We start from the raw sequence: 22,500 nt of genomic DNA on the forward strand, positions 1-22,500 counted from the left end.
CACCGCGGTGATGCCGCGTAGGATCGCGGACCATGCCGACGGATGAGGCATCGCAGACGTTCGCGGCGCTGCTGAACCGAGCGATCGTTCACGGTCACCCGGTGCCGGCCGAGGCCGTTCTGGATCCTGCGGTGCTCAAGGCCATCAACGCCGTCGCCGCGGCATGGCCGCGAGTGCCCGCCGCACTGATCAGCAAAGCGCGGACCACGTTCGCCCGTAGCGAACGCACCCGGGTTTCTGCGGCCAAGCCCACCACCCCCATCAGCTTCAATCCGCCGCTGGGAAGGCACCGTCCGGACCCGGCGGATACGCACTGACACCGATCACCGCTTCGACCGGCAGCGGGCCATACAGATGCGGGAACAGCATCGCGGCCGGATCGGCTGGGACCCCGGGCTCCCAGCGCACCGGGCCCACCAGCTTGGCCGGGTCGACCTGCAGCAACACCAAATCGGTGCGGCCCGAGAAGAGCCGATTGGCGGGCAGGTGCACCTGCTGCGGCGTCGACAGGTGCACGAAGCCGGCGGTACGCAGCGACTCGGGCCGCAGCACTCCCGACGCCCGGGCGCTCGACCATTCCTGGGCGCTGCACAGGTGTACCAGGACTCCTTCGTGGCTCATCGGTGAGATCCTGCCCGACTCAGCCACCCGTAAGGGTGAGACACGACACAGCAACGGCGGGGAACAACGCTGAATCCGCCAGCGTCTGACACACTTGAGAGACACGCGAGAACGGAGGAGCCATGAACGCGACTCTGACCAGTCCCGAACTGACTCGGGCTGATCGGTGTGACCGGTGCGGTGCTGCTGCCCGGGTGCGCGCCACGCTGCCTTCCGGAGCCGAACTGCTGTTTTGTCAGCATCACGCAAACGAGCACGAAGCCAGGCTGATTGAGCTGTCCGCCGTGCTTCACGTCAGCGCCCCCGTCGAGGCCTAGCGACAACACGCCCGGCCGCTCGATTGGGCAGCAGCGGCATTCGTCAGGAATGCTGGACGGGTCATGACTGACCAGATTGTGAAACCGTCCCGCCACCACCTGCTGCACATCGGGCGGCGCACCCTCTCCAAGAGCTGGGACGATTCGATCTTCTCCGAGTCGGCCCAGGCGGGCTTCTGGTCGGTGCTGTCGCTGCCGCCGCTGCTGCTGGGGATGCTGGGCAGCCTGTCGTATGTGGCGCCGCTGTTCGGCCCGGACACTCTGCCGACCATTCAGGACCGGCTGATCAGCATGGCGAGCAGGTTCTTCTCCAAGAACGTCGTCGTGGAGATCATCGAACCCACCGTGCGCGACATCGTGGCCAATGCCCGCGGTGAAGTGGTGTCGCTGGGTTTCGTCATTTCGCTGTGGGCCGGGTCCTCGGCAATCTCGGCTTTCGTCGACTCGGTGGTCGAGGCACACGACCAAACGCCGCTGCGTCACCCGGTGCGGCAACGCTTCTTCGCCCTGGGCCTCTATGTGGCCATGCTGGTGATCGTGGTTTCCGGAGCGCCGTTCGCCGCACTGGGGCCCCGCGCGATCGCCGAGCACCTTCCCGACCAATGGACCGACCTGCTGCGCTTCGGGTATTACCCGACGCTGGTGTTGGGCCTGCTGGTGGCCGTGACAGTGCTGTACCGCGTGTCGCTGCCCAATCCCCTGCCCTCGCATCGCCTATTGATCGGTGGAGTGCTGGCGACGACGGTGTTCGTCGTCGCCACGGTGGGGTTGCGAATCTATCTGCGTTACATCACCAGCACCGGGTACACCTACGGTGCGCTGGCGACACCGATCGCCTTCCTGCTTTTCGCCTACCTGCTCGGCTTCGCGATCATGCTCGGCGCCGAGTTGAACGCTGCCATCCAAGAGGAATGGCCGGCGCAGAAAACCCATCTGCACCGCCTGCGCCTCTGGGTGGCCGCGCGAGCGTCAGGATCCGACCGCGCCGCCGATGCGGATCAGCCCGACTTGAGCGTCTCGTAGATCCGCTTGCAGTCGGGGCAGACCGGCGAACCCGGCTTGGGTGAGCGGGTCACCGGGAACACTTCACCGCACAACGCCACCACGTGGGAGCCCATCACCGCGCTCTCGGCGATCTTGTCCTTCTTGACGTAGTGGAAATACTTCGGGGTATCGCTATCGGTCCCGTCGTCGACGCGTTCGTCGGAATCGGTGCGTTCGATCGTCTGGGTGTCCATGGTCACATTGTGCCCTGGTAACCCTGCCGCCCGGTAGCCGGCCGGTGCCGAGACCGCGCGGGTGTGGGACAGTGGAATGCATGAAGCGCAGCCCCGAGCTGGGTTTCGACGACGATGGTCGACCGGTATTGATCACCGCCGCCGCGCCCTCCTATGAGGAGCAGCACCGCGCGCGGGTACGCAAGTACTTGACCCTGATGGCGTTCCGGATTCCGGCGCTGGTCTTCGCCGCGATCGCCTACGGCGTGTGGCACAACGGGCTGATCTCGCTGCTGATTCTGCTGGCCTCGATTCCGCTGCCGTGGATCGCGGTGCTGATCGCCAACGACCGGCCACCGCGCAGTGCCGACGAACCGCGCCGCTACGACGACGGCGGACATCGCACCCCGCTGTTCCCAACGGCCGAGCGTGCCGCGCTGGAGCCGCCCAGGCCGCAAGCGCCGCAATCGAACTCGTCGGGCAACTAACGGTCCCTGATCACCGCCCGTTGTCGCAGGTTCTTACTACATTCTCAGAACGTCGGCGTATTTCCGCAGTTCAAGAGGGGTGAAGTTGGCCCTCGGTGGGAACTCTTGACTCGAGTTGGGCGTTAAACCCCATGACAGTTCAAGTCGATCAGGAGGTCGTCATGGCAACTGACATCACACCCCGGGGTGACAGCAGCGATCTGGACGCTGCGAGCCCCGCCGCGGACCTGGTGCGCGTCTATCTAAACGGCATCGGCAAGACAGCATTGCTGAACGCTGCCGATGAGGTCGAACTCGCCAAGCGCATCGAGGCAGGCCTGTACGCGGAGCATCTGCTGGCCACCCGCAAGCGACTCGGCGTCAACCGCAAACGCGATCTGGCGACCGTGGCACGGGACGGCAAGGCAGCACGTCAGCACCTGCTCGAGGCCAACCTGCGGCTGGTGGTGTCGTTGGCCAAGCGTTACACCGGTCGCGGTATGCCGTTGTTGGACCTGATCCAGGAGGGCAACCTGGGACTGATCCGGGCGATGGAAAAGTTCGACTATGCAAAGGGTTTCAAGTTCTCCACCTATGCCACCTGGTGGATTCGGCAGGCCATCACCCGCGGTATGGCCGACCAGAGCCGAACCATCCGGTTACCGGTGCATCTGGTCGAGCAGGTCAACAAGCTGACCCGGATCAAGCGCGAGATGCACCAGCAGCTGGGCCGCGAAGCCACCGACGAGGAGCTCGCCAACGAATCGGGTATCCCGGTGGAGAAGATCAACGACCTGCTCGAGCACAGCCGTGATCCGGTGAGCCTGGACATGCCGGTCGGCTCCGACGAAGAGGCGCCGCTGGGCGACTTCATCGAGGACGCCGAAGCGATGTCGGCGGAGAGCACGGTGATCGCCGAACTGCTGCACACCGACATCCGCAGCGTGCTGGCCACCCTCGACGAGCGTGAGCATCAGGTGATCCGGCTGCGGTTCGGGTTGGACGACGGACAGCCCCGGACCCTGGACCAGATCGGCAAGCTGTTCGGTCTGTCCCGGGAGCGGGTCCGCCAGATCGAACGTGAAGTGATGGCCAAACTGCGTCACGGCGAGCGAGCCGACCGGCTGCGCTCCTACGCCAGCTGACGCCGACCGCGATCTCCTGGACAGTGTGCCCGCCGTATTGCCGCGGCGGGCACACTGCTGTCCGGAGGTGGTGTTAGGCGACCATCCGTGCAGCTGGGCAAGTAGACTCGGCGGCGATGGAGGATACGGAATGAACGACCTAGTCGACACCACCGAGATGTACCTGCGGACGATCTACGACCTCGAGGAAGAGGGCGTCACGCCGCTGCGTGCCCGGATCGCGGAACGGCTCGAGCAAAGCGGGCCGACCGTCAGCCAGACCGTGTCCCGGATGGAGCGCGACGGGTTGTTACGGGTGGCCGGCGACCGCCACCTGGAACTGACCGACAAGGGGCGGACCCTGGCGATCGCGGTGATGCGCAAGCACCGGCTGGCCGAGCGGCTGCTGGTCGACGTCATCGGGTTGCCTTGGGAAGAAGTGCACGCCGAGGCGTGCCGCTGGGAACACGTGATGAGTGAGGACGTCGAGCGGCGGCTGGTCAAGGTACTCAAAAACCCCACCACCTCCCCGTTCGGCAACCCGATCCCGGGTCTGTTGGAGCTGGGCGTCGGTCCAGAATTCGGTGGTGGGGACGCCAACCTGGTGCGGTTGACCGAGTTGCCGGGAGGATCACCGGTGGCGGTGGTGGTGCGCCAGCTCAGCGAACACGTCCAAGGTGATGTCGACCTGATCAGCCGCCTCAAGGACGCCGGGGTGGTGCCCAACGCGCGGGTGACGGTCCAGACAACCCCGGAAGGCGACGTCACCATCTTGATGCCGGGCCACGTCGACGTCAGCCTGCCGCACGAGATGGCGCACGCCGTCAAGGTCGAGAAGATCTGAACGGCTGATACCGGCTACCCAGCGCGGCGGCCCCGGTGTTGGCGCGCCGGTAGGCGCACCCCCAGCTGTTCGGCCAATCGGTAACCGGTAAGCGCGAGTTTGCGGATCTTGTCCGGCCGCAGTCCCGACTGCAGCGCGGTGTCGAGCATGCCGGCCATCCGATGGCTGGGGTCGGTACGCAGCGCGGCTTCCAGTGACACCCCGGCCAGCGGGCCGTCCCCGCGCACATAGGCGCTGAACGCCAGCAACACCAGCGCCTCGACCCGCCACGGATCGGGCAGCGTTCGGGCCAGCAGCACCCACAGCATCTCGGCCTGCCCGGCGCTCTCCCCCGCAGCCAGCCCGTACAACACGTCGCGGACCTCGATGTCGGTCAACGCACAGCCCAGCGCCGCCAGCTCCGCATCGTCGAGCCGCCGGTCCGCCGCGACCCGACCGGCGGCGGCCACCATCGCCTCGACGTCGCGGCGGCGCTCACCTCGAGGGTCGATGCGGCGTCTGCGCGCCGATGCCTGCTCGGCCATCGGCGCGACCAGCGCTCCGCGCCGTTCCTCATCGACAGCGATGACCTCCTGCAGGTCGGCACGGTGCCCGTAGAGCCGGCGCCCCTCCAGCACCGCGGCCGCGGCCAGCGGGGAGGCCGACGGATCGTCGACCTGGCCCGCCAAGCCGCAGCCATCCGCGCACTGCCAGCGTCCGCTGGCGGTCACCTGGTCCACCAGGTGCGCCGCCCGCAACACGATGCCGTGTGCCGAGAGGGCCATCGCCAGAGCCCCGCACACGTCGCGGTACTGCTGGGCGCAGACCGGGCACCGCACACCGTCCGGGTCGATGATCACCGCGATCGCCGCGTCGGGGTGGGCGGCGGCCGCGACCGAGGACAACTCCCCGACCCGCTCGGCGAGTTGCTCGCACAGGTCGACGCGTAGCACCGACCCCAGCTCGCCGTCGGCAATGGACACCAGGACCAGCGACTTCTCCGGTACGAAGCCCAGGATCGCCGGCAGCGCGGCGATCAGCGCCCCCGGCCGCCGCAGCGTGAAGTCGGGTCGGGTGACGTCATTTCGGGCGAAGCCTTTTCGATGTGTACTCATGCCTGGAACGCTGCCGCCGCGCACCGTCAATCCGCGCCCGCCAACCGCGACACAGCGTCGAACTGTGCATGAACCCGCAACTGTGGAGCGTGTCCCCGATTGACCTGTCGCGGCGCGGCGGCATAATTGGCAGTCTCATGAGTTCGATGCGGGAATACGACGTCATTGTCATCGGCTCCGGGCCGGGGGGTCAGAAGGCTGCGATCGCGTCAGCCAAGCTGGGCAAGTCGGTCGCGGTCGTCGAACGCGGCCGCATGGTGGGCGGCGTATGCGTCAATACGGGCACCATCCCGTCCAAGACGTTGCGCGAAGCGGTGATCTACCTGACCGGGATGAGTCAGCGCGAACTCTACGGCGCCAGCTACCGGGTCAAAGACCGGATCACACCGGCGGACCTCCTGGCCCGCACCCAGCATGTGATCGGCCGAGAAATCGACGTGGTGCGAAATCAGTTGACACGCAACCGCATCGACCTGGTACTGGGGCACGGACGGTTCATCGACCCGCACACCGTTGTCGTCGAGGAGCACTCGGGGACCGACAAGACCACGCTGAGCGGTGACTTCATCGTCATCGCCACCGGCACCCGCCCGGCACGCCCCGGCGGAGTCGAGTTCGACGAAGATCGGGTGCTCGACTCCGATGGGATCCTGGACCTCAAGTCGATCCCGACCTCGATGGTGGTGGTCGGAGCCGGCGTCATCGGCATCGAGTACGCCTCGATGTTCGCTGCGCTGGGCACCAAGGTGACCGTGGTCGAAAAGCGCGACACCATGCTGGAGTTCTGCGACCCCGAAATCGTCGAGGCGCTGCGGTTCCACCTGCGCGACCTGGCGGTGACGTTCCGGTTCGGCGAGGAGGTGACCGCGGTCGACGTCGGCTCGGCGGGCACCGTCACCACGCTGGCCAGCGGCAAGCAGATCCCCGCCGAGACGGTGATGTACTCCGCGGGGCGGCAGGGCCAGACCGACCACCTCGATCTGCACAACGCCGGGTTGGAAACCGACAACCGCGGCCGGATCTTCGTCGACGACCAGTTCCAGACCAAAGTCGAGCACATCTACGCCGTCGGCGATGTGATCGGCTTCCCGGCGCTGGCCGCGACCTCAATGGAGCAGGGCCGACTTGCCGCCTACCACGCGTTCGGTGAGCCGACCTCGGGTATCACCGACCTGCAGCCGATCGGCATCTACTCGATCCCGGAGGTGTCCTACGTGGGCGCGACCGAGGTCGAGCTGACCCGCGACGCCATCCCGTACGAGGTGGGCGTGGCGCGCTACCGCGAGCTGGCCCGCGGCCAGATCGCCGGCGACTCCTACGGCATGCTCAAACTGCTGGTGTCCACCGAAACCCTCAAGCTGCTCGGCGTGCACATCTTCGGTACCAGCGCCACCGAGATGGTGCACATCGGGCAGGCCGTAATGGGCTGCGGCGGCACCGTCGAGTACCTGGTGGACGCGGTGTTCAACTATCCGACGTTCTCCGAGGCCTACAAGACGGCCGCGCTGGACGTGATGAACAAGATGCGGGCTCTGAACCAGTTCCGCGCCTGAGACGTCACGGAATACGAGCCCCCGCGCCCACGTTGGCACCAGCTAGGCGCGGGTAGCCATCCCGCGCGGGCACGTCCTGAGGGACACTGGACACAGGACCACCCGCGAGCCAATGGTGAGGAGGCGAAACCGATGGATCAGGACAACTACCCCGACAAGGCCCGTTACCAGCCAGAACAGAGCGCGATGTACGAGCTGGAGTTCCCGGCTCCCGAGCTGTCGTCGCCCGACGGGCGCGGGCCGGTGCTGGTTCATGCCCTGCAGGGGTTCTCCGACGCCGGGCACGCGATCAGACTGGCCGCGACGCACCTCAAGGATGCGTTGGACACCGAGCTGGTGGCGTCGTTTGCGATCGACGAGTTGCTCGACTACCGCTCGCGGCGACCGTTGATGACGTTCAAGACCGACCACTTCACCGCCTACGACGAGCCGGAGTTGAGCCTGTACGCGCTGCACGACAGCGTCGGCACACCGTTTCTGCTGCTGGCCGGGATGGAACCCGACCTCAAATGGGAACGGTTCATCACCGCGGTGCGGTTGCTGGCCGAACGGCTCGGCGTGCGGCAAACCATCGGCTTGGGCACCATCCCGATGGCGGTTCCGCATACCCGTCCGGTCACATTGACCGCGCATTCCAACAACAAGGAACTCATCACCGAGTTCACGCCGTGGATCACCGAAGTCCAGGTTCCCGCGAGTGCATCCAACCTGCTGGAGTACCGGATGGCCCAACACGGACATGAGGTGGTCGGTTTCACGGTGCACGTTCCGCACTATCTGACACAGACCGACTATCCGGAGGCCGCCCAGGCCCTGCTTGCGCAGGTGGCCAAGAGCGGTTCCCTGGAGCTGCCCCTGGCGGCGCTGTCCGATTCCGCGGCGGAGGTTCGGGCCAAGATCGACGAACAGGTCCAGTCCAGCGCCGAGGTGGCACAGGTGGTGGAAGCGCTGGAACGCCAGTACGACGCGTTCGTGACCGCTCAGGAGAACCGGTCGCTTTTGGCGCGCGATGAGGACCTGCCCAGCGGTGAGGAATTGGGTGCCGAGTTCGAACGATTCCTGGCGCAGGAAGCCCGCAAGAAGTCGACCGACGAAGACTAGAACGCGACACCATGGGCATCGAGGTGACGGTGTTGCGCGTGTTCACCGACGCGGACGGCAACTTCGGAAACCCGCTGGGGGTGATCGACGCCCACCAGGTCGAGCCTGCGGATCGGCAGCGGTTGGCGACCCAATTGGGTTACAGCGAAACGCTATTCGTCGAGATCCCGGCCGCAGGATCGACCAGCGCGCACGCCCGTATCTACACCGCGATGACTGAGTTGCCGTTCGCCGGTCATCCAACGGTGGGGGTGGCGTGGTGGCTGCGTGAGCGGGGTACCCCGATCCACACTCTGCAGGTGCCCGCAGGCGCCGCGCCGGTCAGCTATGAGCTGGACCTGACCGCGGTCAGCGCCCGGGCCCAGTGGGCGCCCGAGTTCGCGATCCATGACCTGGATTCCGTGGCCGACCTCGCCGCGGCCGATCCCGGCCAGTTCCCCGACGACACCGCACATTATCTGTGGGCCTGGACCGACCGGGACCGCGGCGCGCTGCGCTCGCGGATGTTCGGCGAAAACCTCGGCGTACCCGAAGACGAGGCGACCGGGGCGGCAGCGCTGCGGCTTACCGACTACCTCAGCCGCGACCTCACCATCACCCAGGGCGCCGGATCGATGATCCATACCACCTGGAGTGCCGACGGTTGGGTAAAGCTGGCCGGCCGGGTGGTCAATGATGGTGTGATGCAGGTTGTTTGACTGCCGATCAAGGCTAGCTCGTGCGTTGTAATACCGCGGTGAGGTGGTTCTGCGCGGGCTGGCCCACCGCGCCCATCTCCAGCGTGTAGGACAGTTCGTCGCCGTCCAAACGGTATTGACGAGCCAGGGCGGTAACTTCTTTGGCGCTGGGCGCCAATCCGATGGTGGCCGCCGTCATCGCAAATTCGAGGACGCTCCCGGCCGAGGTGAACCCGCCCACCTCGATCTCGGTGATACCGCTGGGATGGGCAAGGATCCACTCCACCCGACCCGGCTGCGGCACCCGCAGATACCCAGTCTCGGCGTGCAGCGGCTTGCCGTCCACGGGCGACCGCGTCTTCTGGCCATAGACCAGAAACGGCTTGCCGACATGAGAGAACACCACCTCTTCGAGGTAGTCGAACGTCTCGATGGTCGGATACACCCCGCGGCCGCTCCCAGACCACGTGCCCAATAGGGGTGCCAAAACTGCGACGTCGGGATGCAAATCGGGCGACATGGCGTCAGCCTACCCAGCGAGGGTCGACGCACCCGCACCCCAAACGCGGTGTTTCAGGATGCATTTGTCTCTGCCGAACCCACTTCGTTGCGGTGTTCGCGCAACGCTTCGATCTCCCGCTCAAAATCATCCGCCGAGGTGAACGACCGGTACACCGACGCGAAACGCAGGTACGCCACCTCGTCGAGTTCCCGCAGCGGACCGAGGATCGCCAGCCCCACCTCGTGACTGGGAATCTCCGGTGACCCCGACGCGCGGACGGTGTCCTCCACCTGCTGCGCCAACAGATTCAACGCATCGTCGTCGACGTGGCGCCCCTGGCAGGACCGGCGTACTCCGCTGATCACCTTCTCCCGGCTGAACGGTTCGGTGACCCCGCTGCGCTTGACGACCGCCAAGACCGCGGTCTCCACAGTGGTGAAACGCCGACCGCATTCTGGACACGATCTGCGCCGCCGAATGGCCTGGCCTTCATCGGCTTCGCGGGAATCAACCACCCGCGAATCGGGGTGCCGGCAAAACGGGCAGTGCATAGCCGCTCCTTCGCCTCGCGGGCAAGGTGTCTGAGACGACACCGAGCCTACCCGCGTCGGATGCGTTGCCAGCAGCCGTAGCATCGTTCAGCCCATCGGTGCGATCAACGTCTGGCCCGCGGCCAATGCCACGGAGTCCAGTCGGTTGAGCTCACGGATCCGATCGGTCACCTGCCCGGCCGGCGCGCCGGGCGCCACCCGCGAGGCCAGGTGTTGCAACGTCTCACCCGGCTCCACCCGCACCACCCCGAGCCGATCGGGTACCGGCTCGGCACTGCGGGTGACCGCGGCACCGAATTGCGCCACCAATCCCAGCCATACCGTGATCAGGGCCGCCAGCAGTGCCAGTGCGGCCGTGGCCCCCGGCGAGATGGGGCGGCGACGGTGCGGTCCACGCGACATCAGCACGCCGGTCCCCCGGTAACGCACCGCCGCACCAGCGGGCCGCCGGCGCGAGGGCCGGGTCCGGGCGGCGGAGGCGGGCCTGGCGGCGGGCCGCTGCGCTGCCACCCGGCCGCGGGACGGAATGTATTGCGGGGTGCGGGGCCGGGCCGTGTCGATCAGTGTCATGTGCGTTCCTTCCGATGGAGGGCGTATCGCTGATGTGTTCGAATATTACTCGCTCATTCGTTCGATTGACGAACGTGTGATCGAATCGTTGTCGAACACTAGTGCGGCCCACCGACAAGAAGGGCCCTACATCATGGCCGGACCCTGGCCGCAGCTCCGCCACGCCCATCGAACAGGTGTTTGATAACCGCACGAAATCGTTCTACATTCGTTCCTATGAGCGATGACAGCGACACGTCGGACAAGCCACTGGACAAGACGCTGACCGCCCGCCAGCGCACCATCTTGGAGGTCATCCGCACCTCGGTTACGCAGCGCGGCTATCCCCCGAGCATCCGGGAGATCGGCGACGCCGTCGGCCTCACCTCGACGTCCTCCGTCGCTCACCAGCTGCGCACCCTGGAGCGAAAGGGCTACCTGCGCCGCGATCCCAACCGACCGCGGGCAGTGGATGTACGCGGCCCGCAGACCGCCGTCGCCGCGGTCACCACCGAGGTGGCCGGCTCGGATGCCCTTCCCGAGCCCGCCTTCATCCCGGTGCTGGGTCGGATCGCCGCCGGTGGTCCGATCCTGGCCGAGGAAGCTGTCGAAGACGTGTTCCCGCTGCCCCGTGAACTTGTCGGCGAGGGCGCACTGTTCATGCTCAAGGTGGTCGGCGAGTCGATGGTCGACGCCGCGATCTGCGACGGCGACTGGGTGGTGGTGCGCCAGCAGAACGTCGCCGACAACGGCGACATCGTGGCGGCGATGATCGACGGCGAGGCCACCGTCAAGACGTTCAAACGCACCGGCGGCCAGGTGTGGCTGATGCCGCACAATCCGGTGTTCGATCCCATTCCGGGCAACGACGCCGCCATCCTCGGCAAGGTTGTCACGGTGCTGCGCAAGATCTGAACGCGATGAATCTCCTTGAGGCCCTCGGGTTGCAGTACCCGGTGGTGCAGGCAGGAATGGGCGGCGGTGTGGCCGGCGGTGAGCTGGCCGGGGCGGTGTCGGCCGCCGGCGCCCTGGGCACGGTCGGGATCACCGATGTCCGTAGTTTCGGCGAGGAGCTGCGCAGGGCCGCAACGCTGGCACCCAAGCGCCCCATCGCCGCGAACCTGCTGGTGCCGTTCATCCGCAAAGCTCATATCGACGCCTGTATCGCCGGACGAGCCGCCCTCGTGGTGCTGCACGGCGGGTTCTCCGCCCGCTGGATAGGCATGCTGCGCGCGGCACGCGTTCCGGTGCTGTGCACCGTGGGCAGCGCGGCACAGGCCCGCCACGCGTTGACCGCGGGTGTCGACGGCCTCGTTGTGCAGGGGGTCGAGGCGGGCGGTCATCTGATGGCCGATCGGCCGCTGACCGTGACGTTGCCGGAAGTACTCGAAGCAGCCGACGGTGTGCCGGTGCTGGCCGCCGGCGGGGTGGTCGACAGTGCCGATGTGCGCCGACTGCTGGCCGCCGGCGCCGCCGGCGCGATCGCCGGAACCCGCTTCCTGCTGACCACTGAATCGCGTGCGCACCCCGACTACAAGCAGCGGGTGCTGGCCGCCGAGCGCACCGTGCGCACCCTGCTGTTCGGCATGGGTTGGCCGCTGCCGCACCGGGTGGTGCCCAATGCGGTGACCGACCGGTGGTGTGCACGCTCCGAGCTGGGGCCAGGCCTGGTCCGGGGGCTCAACCGGGTCAGTGCGCCGCTGGCCGGCTTGCTCCCGCTGACCGCGCTGGACACCGTCGCGGCGCAGCAGCGGGTTTCGCTGCCGCTGTACACGCCGGCCCTACCGCTGGCCGGGATGGACGCCGGCCTGGTCGACCGCTCGGCGCTCTACGCCGGCGAGACGATTCACCGCATCGATGACATGGTGTCGGCCGCCGAGGCGGTGGCGCGGCTGGCGCCGTGAGACCGGGGCGGGCTCAGTCGGCCTTGATAAAGCCGTTGAACTGCGCGACTTCCTCACTGACAAACCAGACTTCGGCCAGGGTGTCAGCGTAAAGCGGGCTGTCGGGTGTGTAGTACAGGCCGGAGACCGTGTTGGCCTTCACCGGGTACCCGCTGGGTGCCTGGTACGGGTCGTCCAGCGGCAGGTGAAACGCCGGATAGGCAGCGGTATTGCGGGTGGGCGGTTCCGGAGTGACGTCGTCCTCGGCGCCGGGGACCGCATGGCGGCCGCCGTGCAGTTCGGCGGCGGTCGGAATGCGGGTGGGAGCCGTGTCGATGGCGTCGGGATCCTCGTCCTCGTCGAAGTCCTCCGCAATATCCTCACCGAAGTCCTCGTCGTCGCGCGCCTCGTCGCCCGCGGCGTCGTCGTGCACGTCGGTGAAGGCGCCCGGCCGCCAGTCCTCGTCGGGCTCCGGGTGGCCGAACAGCTCGGCCTCGGCCGGCGCGCCCGGGTCGTCTTCGTAGTGCCCGGACGTCTGCGGAAGCCGTACCCGCGCACCGGTTTCTTCAACCGGCTCCGGCGACCAGTCGGCGTCAACATCGTGGTCGGCAACCGGAGCCGGACGGGTCCGCAGCGCTGGGCGCCGTCCGCTGCGCCGCAACAGAAATCGCTCAGCGTTGCGCCGTCGCTGACGCCACCACGCCGCCAGCGCCGCAACCAGCGCCAGCACGCCCAGCGTGGCGGCCAGCCACCACCAGTGCCAGCTGAACCCGCTACTGGTTTTGTGGCCCGACGCCGTAGTGCTCGGCGAGCTCTGACCCGGCACCTGCAGACCCGCCAGGTCGGTTGCCAGCTTTGCCGGGTCGGAGCTGAACCTGTTGGCCAGCCGGTCCCACGAGACCGTGCCGCCGCTGAACTTCTGCGAGACCGCGTCGCCGTCCACCGTCTGGTCGCCCACGGGTGCCCCGAGCGCCCCAGCGGCGCCGCCGAGTTTTTCCCAGGCGACCGCCATCGCACCGCGCACCACGAACGCACCGTGTTCAGGGGTGAAGAAGATCACCGGTTTGTCGGCGGCGGAGAAGGTGCTTACCCGGCTGCCCGGCAGGGAGCCGTCCGCCACATTGGTCGCCGGGAAACCCAGATCGCTGCCGCCTGGTCCGCCCACCGACTCGTACTTTGCGAGGACCTCGCCGTCGATGGTGTTCGCACCGGTAGCCGGGGTGAAAAAGATCTTGCCGCGGTCGAAGTCCTGGCCGGCACCGTCGGCGCCAACCGTGTATTCATCACCGGATTTGGCTCCGAGCGCGCCGTCGGCTCCACCCGCCGCGTGCCAGGCTCGGTTGATGGCGGCCGTCGCATCCACCGGGACCTGCAGGTCCTGCAGCTCACCGGCCAATTCCGGCGGGGTGGTGCTGAATTTCTTCGTCGCCTTGTTCCACGACACCTCGCCACCGCTGAACTTCTGGGCAATGACGTCGCCGGTGGCCGTCTCGTCGGCGGTGGGCACCCCCAGGGCGCCCGAGGAGCTGCCCAGCTTGTCCCATGCGGCGTTCATGGCGCCGCGAACGACGAAAGCGCCGTGCTCGGGCGTGTAGAAGATGACCGGGTTGTCGCCGGCCGAGAAGGTCACCGATCGACTGTCCGGACTCGCCTTGCCCGGGCCTTCGTCGACGTTCGGGAAGCCCAGGTCGCTGCCGGCGGGCCCGCCCACCGCCTCATACTTCTGCAGCACCGGCCCGTACAGCGCCCGTGCGCCCGTGCCGGGCGTGTAGAACATCTTCCCGTCGGCGAAGTCCTCCGCGAACCCCTCACCGACCGGATAGACGTCGCCTTGATGCACGCCGACGCTGGAATTGTCGCCGCCAGCAGCCTCCCAGGCTGCGGTGATGGCATCGGATGCGTCTGACTCCGGCGTTGCCGCAGCGGTCGGCACCAACAGCACGATCGCTGCGGTGGCCACCAACCCCAGCGCTGCGCGCGTCGCCGTACTGCCAAACCACTTTCCCTGCCCAGCCACCAAACCTCCCGGCCGTATCCATATTCCGTTATCCGGTCGCACAACTATTGCGCTGGTTGGCCACAATCGCGCAGTCGTAACGCGCACATTACGGAAATGGATGCGAAGCCGACGTCAAATCGATGCACGGTCGCGCCCGTGTCGCCGGAAGACGCGATGGCTTCGCCCCGATCGCCCCGGTCAAACCCCGAGGCTGCGACCGATGATTTCCTTCATGATCTCGGTGGTGCCCCCGTAGATGGTTTGGACGCGGGAGTCCAGGAACGCCCGCGCGACACCGTATTCGCGCATGTAGCCGTAGCCGCCGTGCAACTGCAGACAGCGGTCGATCAGGTACACCTGCTTCTCGGTGGTGTACCACTTGGCCATCGCGGCCTGTTCCACGGTGAGCTTGCGGTCCAGGTGCAGTTTGACGAACTCGTCGACCATCATCCGCACCACGGTGGCTTCGGTGGCCAACTCCGCCAACACGAACCGGCTGTTCTGGAAGCTGCCGATCGGCTTACCGAATGCCTTACGCTCCTTGGTGTATTGGATGGTTTGCTCCAGCACGTGCTCCATCGCGGCGGCGGCCATGATGGCGATCGAGATCCGCTCCTGGGGCAGGTTCTGCATCAGGTAGATGAAGCCCAGGCCCTCCTGACCGAGCAGGTTCTCCGCCGGGACCTTCACATCGGTGAACGACAGTTCTGCGGTGTCCTGGGCGTCCAGGCCGATCTTGTCCAGGTGCCGGCCGCGTTCGAAGCCCTCCATGCCGCGCTCGACGGCCAGCAGGGAGAACCCTTGCGCGCCCTTCTCCGGGTCGGTCTGGGCAACCACGATGACCAGGTCGGAGTGGATTCCGTTGGTGATGAAGGTCTTCGACCCGTTCAGGATGTAGTGGTCGCCCTGCTTGACCGCCTTGGTCTTGATGCCCTGCAGGTCACTGCCGGTACCCGGCTCGGTCATCGCGATCGCGGTGATCAGCTCGCCACTGCAGAATTTGGGCAGCCAGCGCTGCTTCTGCTCCTCGTTGGTCAGCTCCAGCAGATAGGGCGCGACGACGTCGTTGTGCAGCCCGAATCCGATGCCGCTGTAGCGGCCCGCGGTGGTCTCCTCCGTGATGATCGTGTTGTACCGGAAGTCGGGGTTGCCGCCGCCGCCGTACTCCTCAGGCACCGCCATCCCCAGAAAGCCCTGCTTGCCGGCCTCCAGCCAGACCCCGCGGTCGACGATGTGCGCCTTCTCCCACTCCTCGTGGTAGGGGGCGACGTGGCGGTCCAGGAACGCCCGGTAGGACTCGCGGAACAGGTCGTGCTCCGGCTCGAACAGGGTGCGCTGGTATTTGACGGCACTACTCATGGGATGACCTCCGGGAGACTCGGTGCTGTTGCGAACGAGAATAGACCAACCGGATGGTTGGTCGGACCGGTGGTCCGGGTTATCGCGGCTCCCCCGGGCGTCGCAGATCACGGCGCATGACTGAAAACGCCCTCCCAGCGGCGCAACCCCGCGATTTTGTCGGGGGGGTATGTCAGCTGGGAGGGCGTTTTCAGCAGCGTGGGTCTTAGCGGGCGTCCGGCGGCGCGCTGCGTGTCCTGCGTCGCCGGGCCTGCGGTCCGTGCGGCGCCTGCCGCTGGGCTGCACCGCTGGGGCGGCGCCGCCGCAAGCTACTCGAACGCGCAGGCTGGGCTACAGCTTTGACGCGGGCCGGCTGACTGGTTTTCGGTGCGGGCATCTGCAACGGGGCGACCTCGCCGACCAGCGCCTGCACGGTGGTGGAATCGGCCGCCACCTGCTGAGGCGCCACGGTGATGCCGGCCCGGCGCAGCAATACCTGGGTATCCTTGCGCTGCTCGGGCAACACGATGGTGACGACGTCGCCGGCGCTGCCGGCCCGCGCGGTGCGGCCCGAACGGTGCAGGTACGCCTTGTGTTCGGCGGGCGGGTCCACGTGCACCACCAATTCGACCTCGTCGACGTGGACGCCGCGGGCAGCGATGTCGGTAGCCACCAACACCCGAGCCTGCCCGGCACTGAACGCGGCGAGATTGCGGTCCCGCGCCGGCTGAGACAAGTTGCCATGCAAGTCAACTGAGGGCACACCGGCCTCGGTGAGCTGTCGTGCGAGCTTTCGGGCTTGATGTTTGGTGCGCATGAACAGAATTCGGCGGCCGGTACCGGAGGCCAGTCGGTGCACCAGATCTTTCTTGTCCTGCGCTCCCGCTACGTGGAACACGTGATGTGTCATCGTCTGTGGTGGCGCGGCGACGTCGTCGACGGAATGCGACACCGGGTCGCGCAGGAATCGCCGAACCAGCTTGTCCACCCCGTTGTCCAGGGTTGCCGAGAACAGCAGCCGCTGACCGGTGGCCGGGGTGGCCGCCAGGATCCGCGTCACCCCGGGCAGGAAGCCGAGATCGGCCATGTGGTCGGCCTCGTCGAGGACGCTGATCTGTACCGCGTCCAGGCTGATCAGTCGCTGTTTCATCAGGTCTTCAAGGCGGCCGGGACAGGCCACCACGATGTCGACGCCGCGGTCGAGCGCACTGACCTGCCGACTCTGGGGAACACCGCCGAAGATCGTGGTGACCCGCAGCCCGCACGCTGTCGCCAGCGGCTGCAGGGTCGCGGTGATCTGGGTGGCCAGTTCGCGGGTGGGAGCCAGGACCAGCCCCGTCGGCATGTTGGGGCGGCGCGTGACGCCGACCAGACGACTCACCAGCGGAATCGAGAACGCCAACGTCTTTCCGCTGCCCGTCTTTCCGCGGCCAAGTACGTCACGGCCGGCCAGGGTGTCCGGAAGAGTCTGGACCTGGATCGGGAATGCGGCGGTGATGCCGTTGGCGGCCAGCGCCGCGACAACGGGCTGGGGCGCGCCGAGTTCGGCGAAGGAGGAAGTCATTTCCAGTGGTGCCTTTCCGGCATCGGTTGTGCGGCAAGCCGCGACGACGTCGTCAAGCGGCCGGTAACACAAAATGGCGAGATTGCCGGTGGGCAAAATCGATCGCCGCGAGAAGAGCTTGCGTTGAATCAGCGGCGCAGCCGCCACAGTGGTGAAGAAGCATTCCACGACGTGGTCGGCGTCACAGGTGTCACACCGACGTTGGGTATCAGCCTAGCGCATCGGCGAGCAATCCCCGGCCAACTCAGTGAGTGACTGATCACACCTACGAGTGGGCGAATTCGCGCACGCTGGCTGCCAACGCGACCGGGACACGCGCGCGGATCCGGGTGCCGTTCTCGCCGTGCTCGGCCGCATCCACCCGGCCTTCATCGTGCAGTCGGGCGACCAGGTCGCCCCGGTGATAGGGAATTGTCACGTCCACGGCCACATCGGTGGGAGCCACCAACTGGCTCATCCGCTGCCGCAACTTTTCCAAACCGTCACCGGTATGCGCAGAGACGAAGACCGCCTCAGGCAGCGCGCGACGCAGCTGGGCCAGCGCGAGATCACCCGCGGCATCGACCTTGTTGACCACCAACAACTCCGGTGCGGGTCGACCGTCGTGCTCGGCGATTACCTCGCCCACTACCTGGCGGACAGCGTTGATCTGGGCCAACGGGGTGGCATCGGATCCGTCGACGACGTGCACCAAAAGATCGGCGTCGGCCACCTCTTCGAGGGTGGACCGGAATGCCTCCACCAGTTGGGTGGGCAGGTGCCGGACAAAGCCGACGGTGTCGGTGATGACGAATGGCCGTTCGTCATCGAAAGCCCCTCGGCGCGTAGTGGGTTCCAGCGTGGCGAACAGCGCATCCTGTACCAGGACCCCGGCTCCGGTGAGCGCGTTGAGCAGGCTGGACTTACCGGCATTGGTGTACCCGACGATCGCGATCGACGGCACTTCACTGCCCAGCCGGCGACTGCGCTGGGTATCGCGGATCTGCTTCATGGCTTTGATCTCGCGGCGCAGCTTGGCCATCCGCTCGCGGATGCGACGGCGGTCGGTCTCGATCTTGGTCTCTCCGGGACCGCGCAAACCCACGCCGCCGCCGCTGCCGCCGGCGCGGCCACCGGCCTGCCGCGACATTGACTCACCCCAGCCGCGCAGCCGCGGCAGCATGTATTCCATTTGCGCCAACGCCACCTGCGCCTTGCCCTCAGCGCTGGTCGCGTGTTGAGCGAAGATGTCCAGGATCAGCGCTGTGCGGTCAATGACTTTGACCTTGACCGCTTTTTCCAATGCGGTCAGCTGTGCCGGGGAGAGCTCGCCGTCGCAGATGACGGTGTCCGCACCGGTGGCCACCACGACCTCCCGCAACTCGGCAGCCTTTCCGGATCCGATATACGTCGACGGGTCAGGCTTGTCCCGGCGCTGGATCAGGCCTTCGAGCACTTGGGAACCGGCCGTTTCAGCCAGAGCGGCCAGCTCGGCCATGCTGGCTTGGGTGTCGGCGGCACTGCCGTCGGTCCACACGCCCACCAAAACCACCCGCTCGAGCCGCAGTTGGCGGTATTCGACCTCGGTGATGTCATCGAGCTCGGTCGACAGTCCGGCGACACGGCGCAACGCCGCACGATCGTCGAGGGCGAGGTCGCCGGTGCTGGGGATATCGGGGGATTCGGTCATCGTCGATTCTCGATGGTGCCGGTAATCGCCGCGTCTCGCATCTGATTTATCGCTGCCCGCGCCACCATTGCTCCGCGATTTCGCCGTGGCCGACCAACACCGAAGGGCCGCGCAGGAAACTGGTGGCATCGGTCACGGTGACACTGACCTCTCCGCCGGGAATCCGCACCAGCAGGGTGCCGGTCTCCGCCCCTTCCCATGCCAGCGCGGCGACCGCGGCGGCAACGGTTCCCGTTCCACAGGAACGGGTTTCACCGACGCCCCGTTCGTGTACGCGCATCGACAACGCCCCGTCATGCGGCGCGGTCAGAATCTCCACGTTCACCCCGTCGGGGAATTGACTCCCGTCGAACGACACCGGCGCCGCGACGTCCAGCGCTGCCAGGGCATCCGAGGTCAGGTCGGCGTCCACGCAGGCCAGGTGCGGGTTGCCGACGTCGATCGCCAACCCCTGAAACGGCCGGCCGCCTACGATCGCCTCCCCGGTTCCGAGTTGGTTGGCCTTGCCCATCTCGACGGTGATGTCGGCGGCGGTCGCGTCGGCGTGGTGGACGGTGACCGGCCGCGGTCCGGCCAGCGATCCGACCACGAACTCGTCGCGCTGTTCCCATCCGCTGGCCCGCAGGTAGTGGGCGAACACCCGGACCCCATTGCCGCACATTTCCGCGATGGAGCCGTCGGCGTTGCGGTAGTCCATGTACCAGTCACCGGCCGCGACACCGTCGGGCAGCCGCTCGAGCACGCCGGCGTGCCGCGCCGCGCCGGCGGTGGTCACCCGCAGCAGGCCGTCGGCGCCCAGGCCGCGACGCCGGTCACACAGGGCAGCGACCGCGCCCGGCGTCAGCGCCAACGCGGCGTCCGGATCGGGCAGCAGCACGAAATCGTTCTGCGTACCGTGGCCTTTGGCGAACATCACCTGTTCAGGATACGTGTCGGTGCTTGTGCAGGACCGCCTCGACGTTGGCGGCCGGGCTGGCTTCGGCATCCAGCCAGTGGATCCGGTGGTCGCGACGAAACCAGGACCGCTGCCGTCGCACGTAGCGGCGGGTGCCGACAAAGGTCTGCTCTCGCGCCACGGCCAGCGCGGACTCTCCCCCACCGGCATCCAGTGCGGTGATCACCTGCGCATAGCCCAGCGCACGGGCCGCGGTGACGCCGTCGCGCAGCCCCGCGCCCAGCAGGGTCCTAACCTCGTCGACCAGCCCGTCGGCGAACATCGTGTCGGTGCGCGCAGCCAGTCGTTCGTCGAGGCGCTCGGTGTCACCGTCGAGTCCGACGATCACGGTGTCCCATCGCGGGGTGCCGATCGTGGGTGCGGACGCGGCGAACGGTTTTCCGGTCAGCTCCACCACTTCCAGCGCCCGCACGATGCGCCGCCCGTCGGTGGGCAGAATCGCCGCGGCCGCCGCCGGGTCGGCGTCGGCCAGCTCGCCGTGCAGGGCGGCGACCCCGATCTCGGCGAGTCGCTGTTCCCATTTGGCCCGCAACGCCGGGTCGGTGGCCGGAAACGTCCAGTCGTCGAGCAATGCCTGGATGTAGAGCATGGAGCCACCGACCACGACCGGTACCGCGCCCCGGGCAACGATCGCCTCGACGTCCGCGGCGGCGGCGCCCTGATAGCGGGCGACCGTCGCCGTTTGCGTGACGTCGAGGACATCGAGTTGGTGATGAGGAATGCCGCGGCGTTGCGGCACGGTCAGCTTCGCGGTGCCGATGTCCATGCCGCGGTAGAGCTGCATGGCGTCGGCATTGACAATCTCAGCCGATTTCCCCAGATGTTCGGCGACGGCGAGGGCCAGCTGCGATTTTCCGGTCCCGGTCGGGCCGACGATCGCGATCGGTCTCACGGCTGCCAGACGCCCGCGAAGTAGCCGACCCCGTAGGGGGCGCCGCGGTAGAGCTCCTTGGCCGGACGCGGCTCCGGCCCAGCCAGCCCGGCCAACACCGCGAACCCGGTCCGCCCGACGACCTGTGCCGGCAGGTCGGTCAGCGCCGCCACGTCACCGCCGGCCAGCGCGTCGTCCAGCGCGCGCTGCACGTCGATGTCGGGTGGGTGGTATCCGCCGGGAGCGGCCTCGGTCAACGTGCTAACGCCGTCGGCGACCACCAGCACACCGATCGGCTCGTCGGCCGCGTCGATCTCGGCGCGCAGCCGTCGCCCGGCAGCGCACGGATCGGCGCCGAACACCCGGACCTCGGCCCAGGCGTCGGGTTGCGCCTGCCCGCGCACCCAGCCGGTGACCAGGGCGCACAACGGCAACGCCACGGGCGTGTCGGCCCGCGGTGAGAGCCCGACCGGCACGTCGACCCCGAAGCCGGCGAAGGTGCCGAGGCACTCCGGTCCGAACACCGCCTCATCGGCGTGCGGGCCGGCGCCCACCGCAACCCAGCGCGCCGGCAGCGACGCGGCGACCGCGAGGACGGCTGCCCGCAGGTCGGCCACCTCAGCGGCTGCGCCGGCCACCTCGGGCACCAGCACAGGGGCCGACGGAATGATCCCGATAGCGCCTAGCACGCCACCAAGTTAGCTGGTCGCCGGCGCGGCGCTGGGGTGGGTCGGTTCGCCTGCCGTCATGGAGGCGGCTTCACCGCGGGCCAGCGCCGCCGTCGCGACGATCACCAGCGCCACCGCCACCACCAGGGCGAAATCTTCGGGACCGTGAATCTGCAGTGCCTCGCCGAGAACCATGATGCCCAGCACCGAGCCCACCACCGGTTTCGCCACGATCATCGTCGGCATGGAGGCGGTCAACGAGCCGGCCCGAAACGCCGACTGCTGAAACATCATCCCGGCCAGCGCAGCCGCGATGGCCGCATACAGTTCGGGGGCACCCAGCACCGCTGCGGCGCCGCGGCCGGTCGCGTCGACGACGCCCTTGATCAACACCGCGAACAGCGCCATCGACGAACCCGCGACCGCGGCCAGCAATACCGCGGCGACCGGGCGGCCCGCCCATATCCGCGCTCCCACCACGCACAGCATCAGCAGCGGACCCAGCACCGCCGCCACCACGATCCAGGTGTTGGGCGGGGCACGGTTGACACCGGTGGACGGGTCACCGACGGTCACCACCACCGCCAACGCGGTGGCCAGCACCCCCGCCCACAGCCACTCCCAGCGGGTCACCGGCTGACCGGTCAGCCGCGCATACATCGGCAACGCGAATAGCAGTGCCGCCACCTGCAGACCCGTCACCAGCACCACGGACCCCAGCGATAGCGCGGCGGCCTGCAACGCGTAATTGGCGATCGCGGCCAGGGCACCGAGTTGCCAGCGCCGGTCGCGGGTCGACATGCGGAACAGTTCCACGTGACCGACCGATTGCGCGGTGATCTCCTGCGCCGATCGTTGCCGGATCACATTGCCGATCGCCGATGCCAGCGCCGCGGCCAGCGCGAGCAGCGCAGCGATATCCGCCTTGGCCACCTG

General features: G+C 67.5%; 25 protein-coding genes. 11 read left to right on the forward strand and 14 right to left on the reverse strand.

Translation table 11 applies throughout. The features are described from left to right. The first annotated feature begins 32 nt into the window (after positions 1-32). On the forward strand, positions 33-317 hold the full coding sequence (locus AC5Y36_RS18615; protein WP_500042417.1) for a hypothetical protein: 285 nt from the start codon (positions 33-35) through the stop codon (positions 315-317). Here the strand turns inward: AC5Y36_RS18615 and AC5Y36_RS18620 are convergent. After that, a complete protein-coding gene (locus AC5Y36_RS18620) occupies positions 268-621 on the reverse strand; it encodes a DUF952 domain-containing protein (protein ID WP_500042418.1) in 354 nt (117 codons plus the stop codon). The two genes, AC5Y36_RS18615 and AC5Y36_RS18620, sit on opposite strands and share 50 nt — an antisense overlap. 122 nt (positions 622-743) lie before the next feature. Between AC5Y36_RS18620 and AC5Y36_RS18625 the strand changes: the two genes are divergently transcribed. Further along, positions 744-938 carry a DUF7455 domain-containing protein gene (locus AC5Y36_RS18625; RefSeq protein WP_500042419.1) on the forward strand — a complete coding sequence of 65 codons (195 nt, stop codon included), beginning with the start codon at positions 744-746 and terminating at the stop codon, positions 936-938. Positions 939-1,001: 63 nt separating this feature from the next. Further along, on the forward strand, positions 1,002-1,961 hold the full coding sequence (locus tag AC5Y36_RS18630) for a YihY/virulence factor BrkB family protein (protein WP_500042420.1): 960 nt from the start codon (positions 1,002-1,004) through the stop codon (positions 1,959-1,961). On the opposite strand, the gene AC5Y36_RS18635 is transcribed toward AC5Y36_RS18630, so the two are convergent. Next, a complete protein-coding gene (locus AC5Y36_RS18635; protein WP_500042421.1) occupies positions 1,937-2,176 on the reverse strand; it encodes a DUF3039 domain-containing protein in 240 nt (79 codons plus the stop codon). The two genes, AC5Y36_RS18630 and AC5Y36_RS18635, sit on opposite strands and share 25 nt — an antisense overlap. A gap of 80 nt (positions 2,177-2,256) precedes the next feature. Here AC5Y36_RS18635 and AC5Y36_RS18640 point away from each other — a divergent pair, with 80 nt between their 5' ends. The 3 genes from AC5Y36_RS18640 to AC5Y36_RS18650 all read left to right on the forward strand — a co-directional run bounded on the left by AC5Y36_RS18640 (position 2,257) and on the right by AC5Y36_RS18650 (position 4,590). Beyond that, positions 2,257-2,643, forward strand: coding sequence for a DUF3099 domain-containing protein (locus tag AC5Y36_RS18640; RefSeq protein WP_500042422.1), 387 nt, complete (start codon positions 2,257-2,259; stop codon positions 2,641-2,643). 161 nt (positions 2,644-2,804) lie between these two features. Further along, positions 2,805-3,767, forward strand: coding sequence for a sigma-70 family RNA polymerase sigma factor (locus AC5Y36_RS18645; RefSeq protein WP_500042423.1), 963 nt, complete (start codon positions 2,805-2,807; stop codon positions 3,765-3,767). Between the two features lie 130 nt (positions 3,768-3,897). Continuing rightward, on the forward strand, positions 3,898-4,590 hold the full coding sequence (locus tag AC5Y36_RS18650) for an iron-dependent transcriptional repressor DtxR (RefSeq protein WP_500042424.1): 693 nt from the start codon (positions 3,898-3,900) through the stop codon (positions 4,588-4,590). A 14-nt stretch (positions 4,591-4,604) separates the two neighbouring features. On the opposite strand, the gene AC5Y36_RS18655 is transcribed toward AC5Y36_RS18650, so the two are convergent. Then, complete coding sequence (locus tag AC5Y36_RS18655; RefSeq protein ID WP_500042425.1) at positions 4,605-5,684, reverse strand: DUF4192 domain-containing protein; 1,080 nt, start codon at positions 5,682-5,684, stop codon at positions 4,605-4,607. 146 nt (positions 5,685-5,830) lie between these two features. On the opposite strand from AC5Y36_RS18655, the gene sthA reads away from it, so the two are divergent. The 3 genes from sthA (at position 5,831) to AC5Y36_RS18670 (ending at position 9,036) form a co-directional block, all read left to right on the forward strand. After that, on the forward strand, positions 5,831-7,237 hold the full coding sequence (sthA, locus tag AC5Y36_RS18660; RefSeq protein ID WP_500042466.1) for a Si-specific NAD(P)(+) transhydrogenase: 1,407 nt from the start codon (positions 5,831-5,833) through the stop codon (positions 7,235-7,237). Between the two features lie 132 nt (positions 7,238-7,369). After that, positions 7,370-8,338, forward strand: a complete 969-nt coding sequence (locus AC5Y36_RS18665) for a proteasome assembly chaperone family protein (RefSeq protein WP_500042426.1) — start codon at positions 7,370-7,372, stop codon at positions 8,336-8,338. An 11-nt stretch (positions 8,339-8,349) separates the two neighbouring features. Next, on the forward strand, positions 8,350-9,036 hold the full coding sequence (locus tag AC5Y36_RS18670; RefSeq protein WP_500042427.1) for a PhzF family phenazine biosynthesis protein: 687 nt from the start codon (positions 8,350-8,352) through the stop codon (positions 9,034-9,036). A gap of 13 nt (positions 9,037-9,049) precedes the next feature. Here the strand turns inward: AC5Y36_RS18670 and AC5Y36_RS18675 are convergent, their stop codons facing one another. From AC5Y36_RS18675 to AC5Y36_RS18685, 3 genes are all read right to left on the reverse strand, one after another. After that, on the reverse strand, positions 9,050-9,535 hold the full coding sequence (locus AC5Y36_RS18675) for a peroxynitrite isomerase (protein WP_500042428.1): 486 nt from the start codon (positions 9,533-9,535) through the stop codon (positions 9,050-9,052). A 53-nt stretch (positions 9,536-9,588) separates the two neighbouring features. Beyond that, positions 9,589-10,068, reverse strand: coding sequence for a transcriptional regulator NrdR (gene nrdR / locus AC5Y36_RS18680; RefSeq protein ID WP_500042429.1), 480 nt, complete (start codon positions 10,066-10,068; stop codon positions 9,589-9,591). Positions 10,069-10,155: 87 nt separating this feature from the next. After that, a complete protein-coding gene (locus AC5Y36_RS18685) occupies positions 10,156-10,638 on the reverse strand; it encodes a LysM peptidoglycan-binding domain-containing protein (protein WP_500042430.1) in 483 nt (160 codons plus the stop codon). Positions 10,639-10,854: 216 nt separating this feature from the next. Between AC5Y36_RS18685 and lexA the strand changes: the two genes are divergently transcribed. Then, the gene (gene lexA, locus AC5Y36_RS18690) at positions 10,855-11,532 is read left to right on the forward strand and encodes a transcriptional repressor LexA (RefSeq protein ID WP_500042431.1); all 678 of its coding nucleotides are present in this window, start codon (positions 10,855-10,857) and stop codon (positions 11,530-11,532) included. 5 nt (positions 11,533-11,537) lie between these two features. After that, the gene (locus AC5Y36_RS18695) at positions 11,538-12,521 is read left to right on the forward strand and encodes an NAD(P)H-dependent flavin oxidoreductase (protein ID WP_500042432.1); all 984 of its coding nucleotides are present in this window, start codon (positions 11,538-11,540) and stop codon (positions 12,519-12,521) included. Between the two features lie 13 nt (positions 12,522-12,534). On the opposite strand, the gene AC5Y36_RS18700 is transcribed toward AC5Y36_RS18695, so the two are convergent. The 8 genes from AC5Y36_RS18700 to AC5Y36_RS18735 form a co-directional block, all read right to left on the reverse strand. Next, the gene (locus AC5Y36_RS18700) at positions 12,535-14,517 is read right to left on the reverse strand and encodes an LGFP repeat-containing protein (protein WP_500042433.1); all 1,983 of its coding nucleotides are present in this window, start codon (positions 14,515-14,517) and stop codon (positions 12,535-12,537) included. Positions 14,518-14,697: 180 nt separating this feature from the next. Then, entirely contained in the window at positions 14,698-15,858 is a 1,161-nt protein-coding gene (locus tag AC5Y36_RS18705; protein ID WP_500042434.1) for an acyl-CoA dehydrogenase family protein, read from the reverse strand. Positions 15,859-16,063: 205 nt separating this feature from the next. Continuing rightward, positions 16,064-17,407 (reverse strand): DEAD/DEAH box helicase, encoded by a 1,344-nt coding sequence (locus AC5Y36_RS18710; RefSeq protein ID WP_500042467.1) that lies wholly within the window; start codon positions 17,405-17,407, stop codon positions 16,064-16,066. A 259-nt stretch (positions 17,408-17,666) separates the two neighbouring features. Further along, a complete protein-coding gene (hflX, locus tag AC5Y36_RS18715) occupies positions 17,667-19,070 on the reverse strand; it encodes a GTPase HflX (RefSeq protein ID WP_500042435.1) in 1,404 nt (467 codons plus the stop codon). 46 nt (positions 19,071-19,116) lie between these two features. Beyond that, complete coding sequence (dapF, locus tag AC5Y36_RS18720; RefSeq protein ID WP_500042436.1) at positions 19,117-19,986, reverse strand: diaminopimelate epimerase; 870 nt, start codon at positions 19,984-19,986, stop codon at positions 19,117-19,119. A gap of 4 nt (positions 19,987-19,990) precedes the next feature. After that, a complete protein-coding gene (gene miaA / locus AC5Y36_RS18725; RefSeq protein WP_500042437.1) occupies positions 19,991-20,917 on the reverse strand; it encodes a tRNA (adenosine(37)-N6)-dimethylallyltransferase MiaA in 927 nt (308 codons plus the stop codon). Beyond that, on the reverse strand, positions 20,914-21,585 hold the full coding sequence (locus AC5Y36_RS18730) for a class III extradiol ring-cleavage dioxygenase family protein (RefSeq protein ID WP_500042438.1): 672 nt from the start codon (positions 21,583-21,585) through the stop codon (positions 20,914-20,916). The genes miaA and AC5Y36_RS18730 overlap by 4 nt, the downstream gene beginning before the upstream one ends. Positions 21,586-21,594: 9 nt before the next feature. After that, complete coding sequence (locus AC5Y36_RS18735; protein ID WP_500042439.1) at positions 21,595-22,497, reverse strand: DMT family transporter; 903 nt, start codon at positions 22,495-22,497, stop codon at positions 21,595-21,597. Positions 22,498-22,500: the final 3 nt, after the last annotated feature.

The sequence above is a fragment of the Mycobacterium sp. NGS50 genome, assembly GCF_059812545.1.

What these genes read in the sequence shown, in the direction of transcription:
- AC5Y36_RS18695 (WP_500042432.1), top strand. Translation starts at nt 11,538, where the DNA reads ATGAATCTCCTTGAGGCCCTCGGGTTGCAGTACCCGGTGGTGCAGGCA.
- AC5Y36_RS18645 (WP_500042423.1), top strand. Translation starts at nt 2,805, where the DNA reads ATGGCAACTGACATCACACCCCGGGGTGACAGCAGCGATCTGGACGCT.
- AC5Y36_RS18665 (WP_500042426.1), top strand. Translation starts at nt 7,370, where the DNA reads ATGGATCAGGACAACTACCCCGACAAGGCCCGTTACCAGCCAGAACAG.
- AC5Y36_RS18650 (WP_500042424.1), top strand. Translation starts at nt 3,898, where the DNA reads ATGAACGACCTAGTCGACACCACCGAGATGTACCTGCGGACGATCTAC.
- AC5Y36_RS18705 (WP_500042434.1), bottom strand. Translation starts at nt 15,858, where the DNA reads ATGAGTAGTGCCGTCAAATACCAGCGCACCCTGTTCGAGCCGGAGCAC.
- AC5Y36_RS18620 (WP_500042418.1), bottom strand. Translation starts at nt 621, where the DNA reads ATGAGCCACGAAGGAGTCCTGGTACACCTGTGCAGCGCCCAGGAATGG.
- AC5Y36_RS18640 (WP_500042422.1), top strand. Translation starts at nt 2,257, where the DNA reads ATGAAGCGCAGCCCCGAGCTGGGTTTCGACGACGATGGTCGACCGGTA.
- AC5Y36_RS18670 (WP_500042427.1), top strand. Translation starts at nt 8,350, where the DNA reads ATGGGCATCGAGGTGACGGTGTTGCGCGTGTTCACCGACGCGGACGGC.
- AC5Y36_RS18615 (WP_500042417.1), top strand. Translation starts at nt 33, where the DNA reads ATGCCGACGGATGAGGCATCGCAGACGTTCGCGGCGCTGCTGAACCGA.
- hflX (WP_500042435.1), bottom strand. Translation starts at nt 19,070, where the DNA reads ATGACCGAATCCCCCGATATCCCCAGCACCGGCGACCTCGCCCTCGAC.
- AC5Y36_RS18635 (WP_500042421.1), bottom strand. Translation starts at nt 2,176, where the DNA reads ATGGACACCCAGACGATCGAACGCACCGATTCCGACGAACGCGTCGAC.
- nrdR (WP_500042429.1), bottom strand. Translation starts at nt 10,068, where the DNA reads ATGCACTGCCCGTTTTGCCGGCACCCCGATTCGCGGGTGGTTGATTCC.
- AC5Y36_RS18655 (WP_500042425.1), bottom strand. Translation starts at nt 5,684, where the DNA reads ATGAGTACACATCGAAAAGGCTTCGCCCGAAATGACGTCACCCGACCC.
- AC5Y36_RS18685 (WP_500042430.1), bottom strand. Translation starts at nt 10,638, where the DNA reads ATGACACTGATCGACACGGCCCGGCCCCGCACCCCGCAATACATTCCG.
- lexA (WP_500042431.1), top strand. Translation starts at nt 10,855, where the DNA reads ATGAGCGATGACAGCGACACGTCGGACAAGCCACTGGACAAGACGCTG.
- AC5Y36_RS18625 (WP_500042419.1), top strand. Translation starts at nt 744, where the DNA reads ATGAACGCGACTCTGACCAGTCCCGAACTGACTCGGGCTGATCGGTGT.
- sthA (WP_500042466.1), top strand. Translation starts at nt 5,831, where the DNA reads ATGCGGGAATACGACGTCATTGTCATCGGCTCCGGGCCGGGGGGTCAG.
- AC5Y36_RS18675 (WP_500042428.1), bottom strand. Translation starts at nt 9,535, where the DNA reads ATGTCGCCCGATTTGCATCCCGACGTCGCAGTTTTGGCACCCCTATTG.
- AC5Y36_RS18630 (WP_500042420.1), top strand. Translation starts at nt 1,002, where the DNA reads ATGACTGACCAGATTGTGAAACCGTCCCGCCACCACCTGCTGCACATC.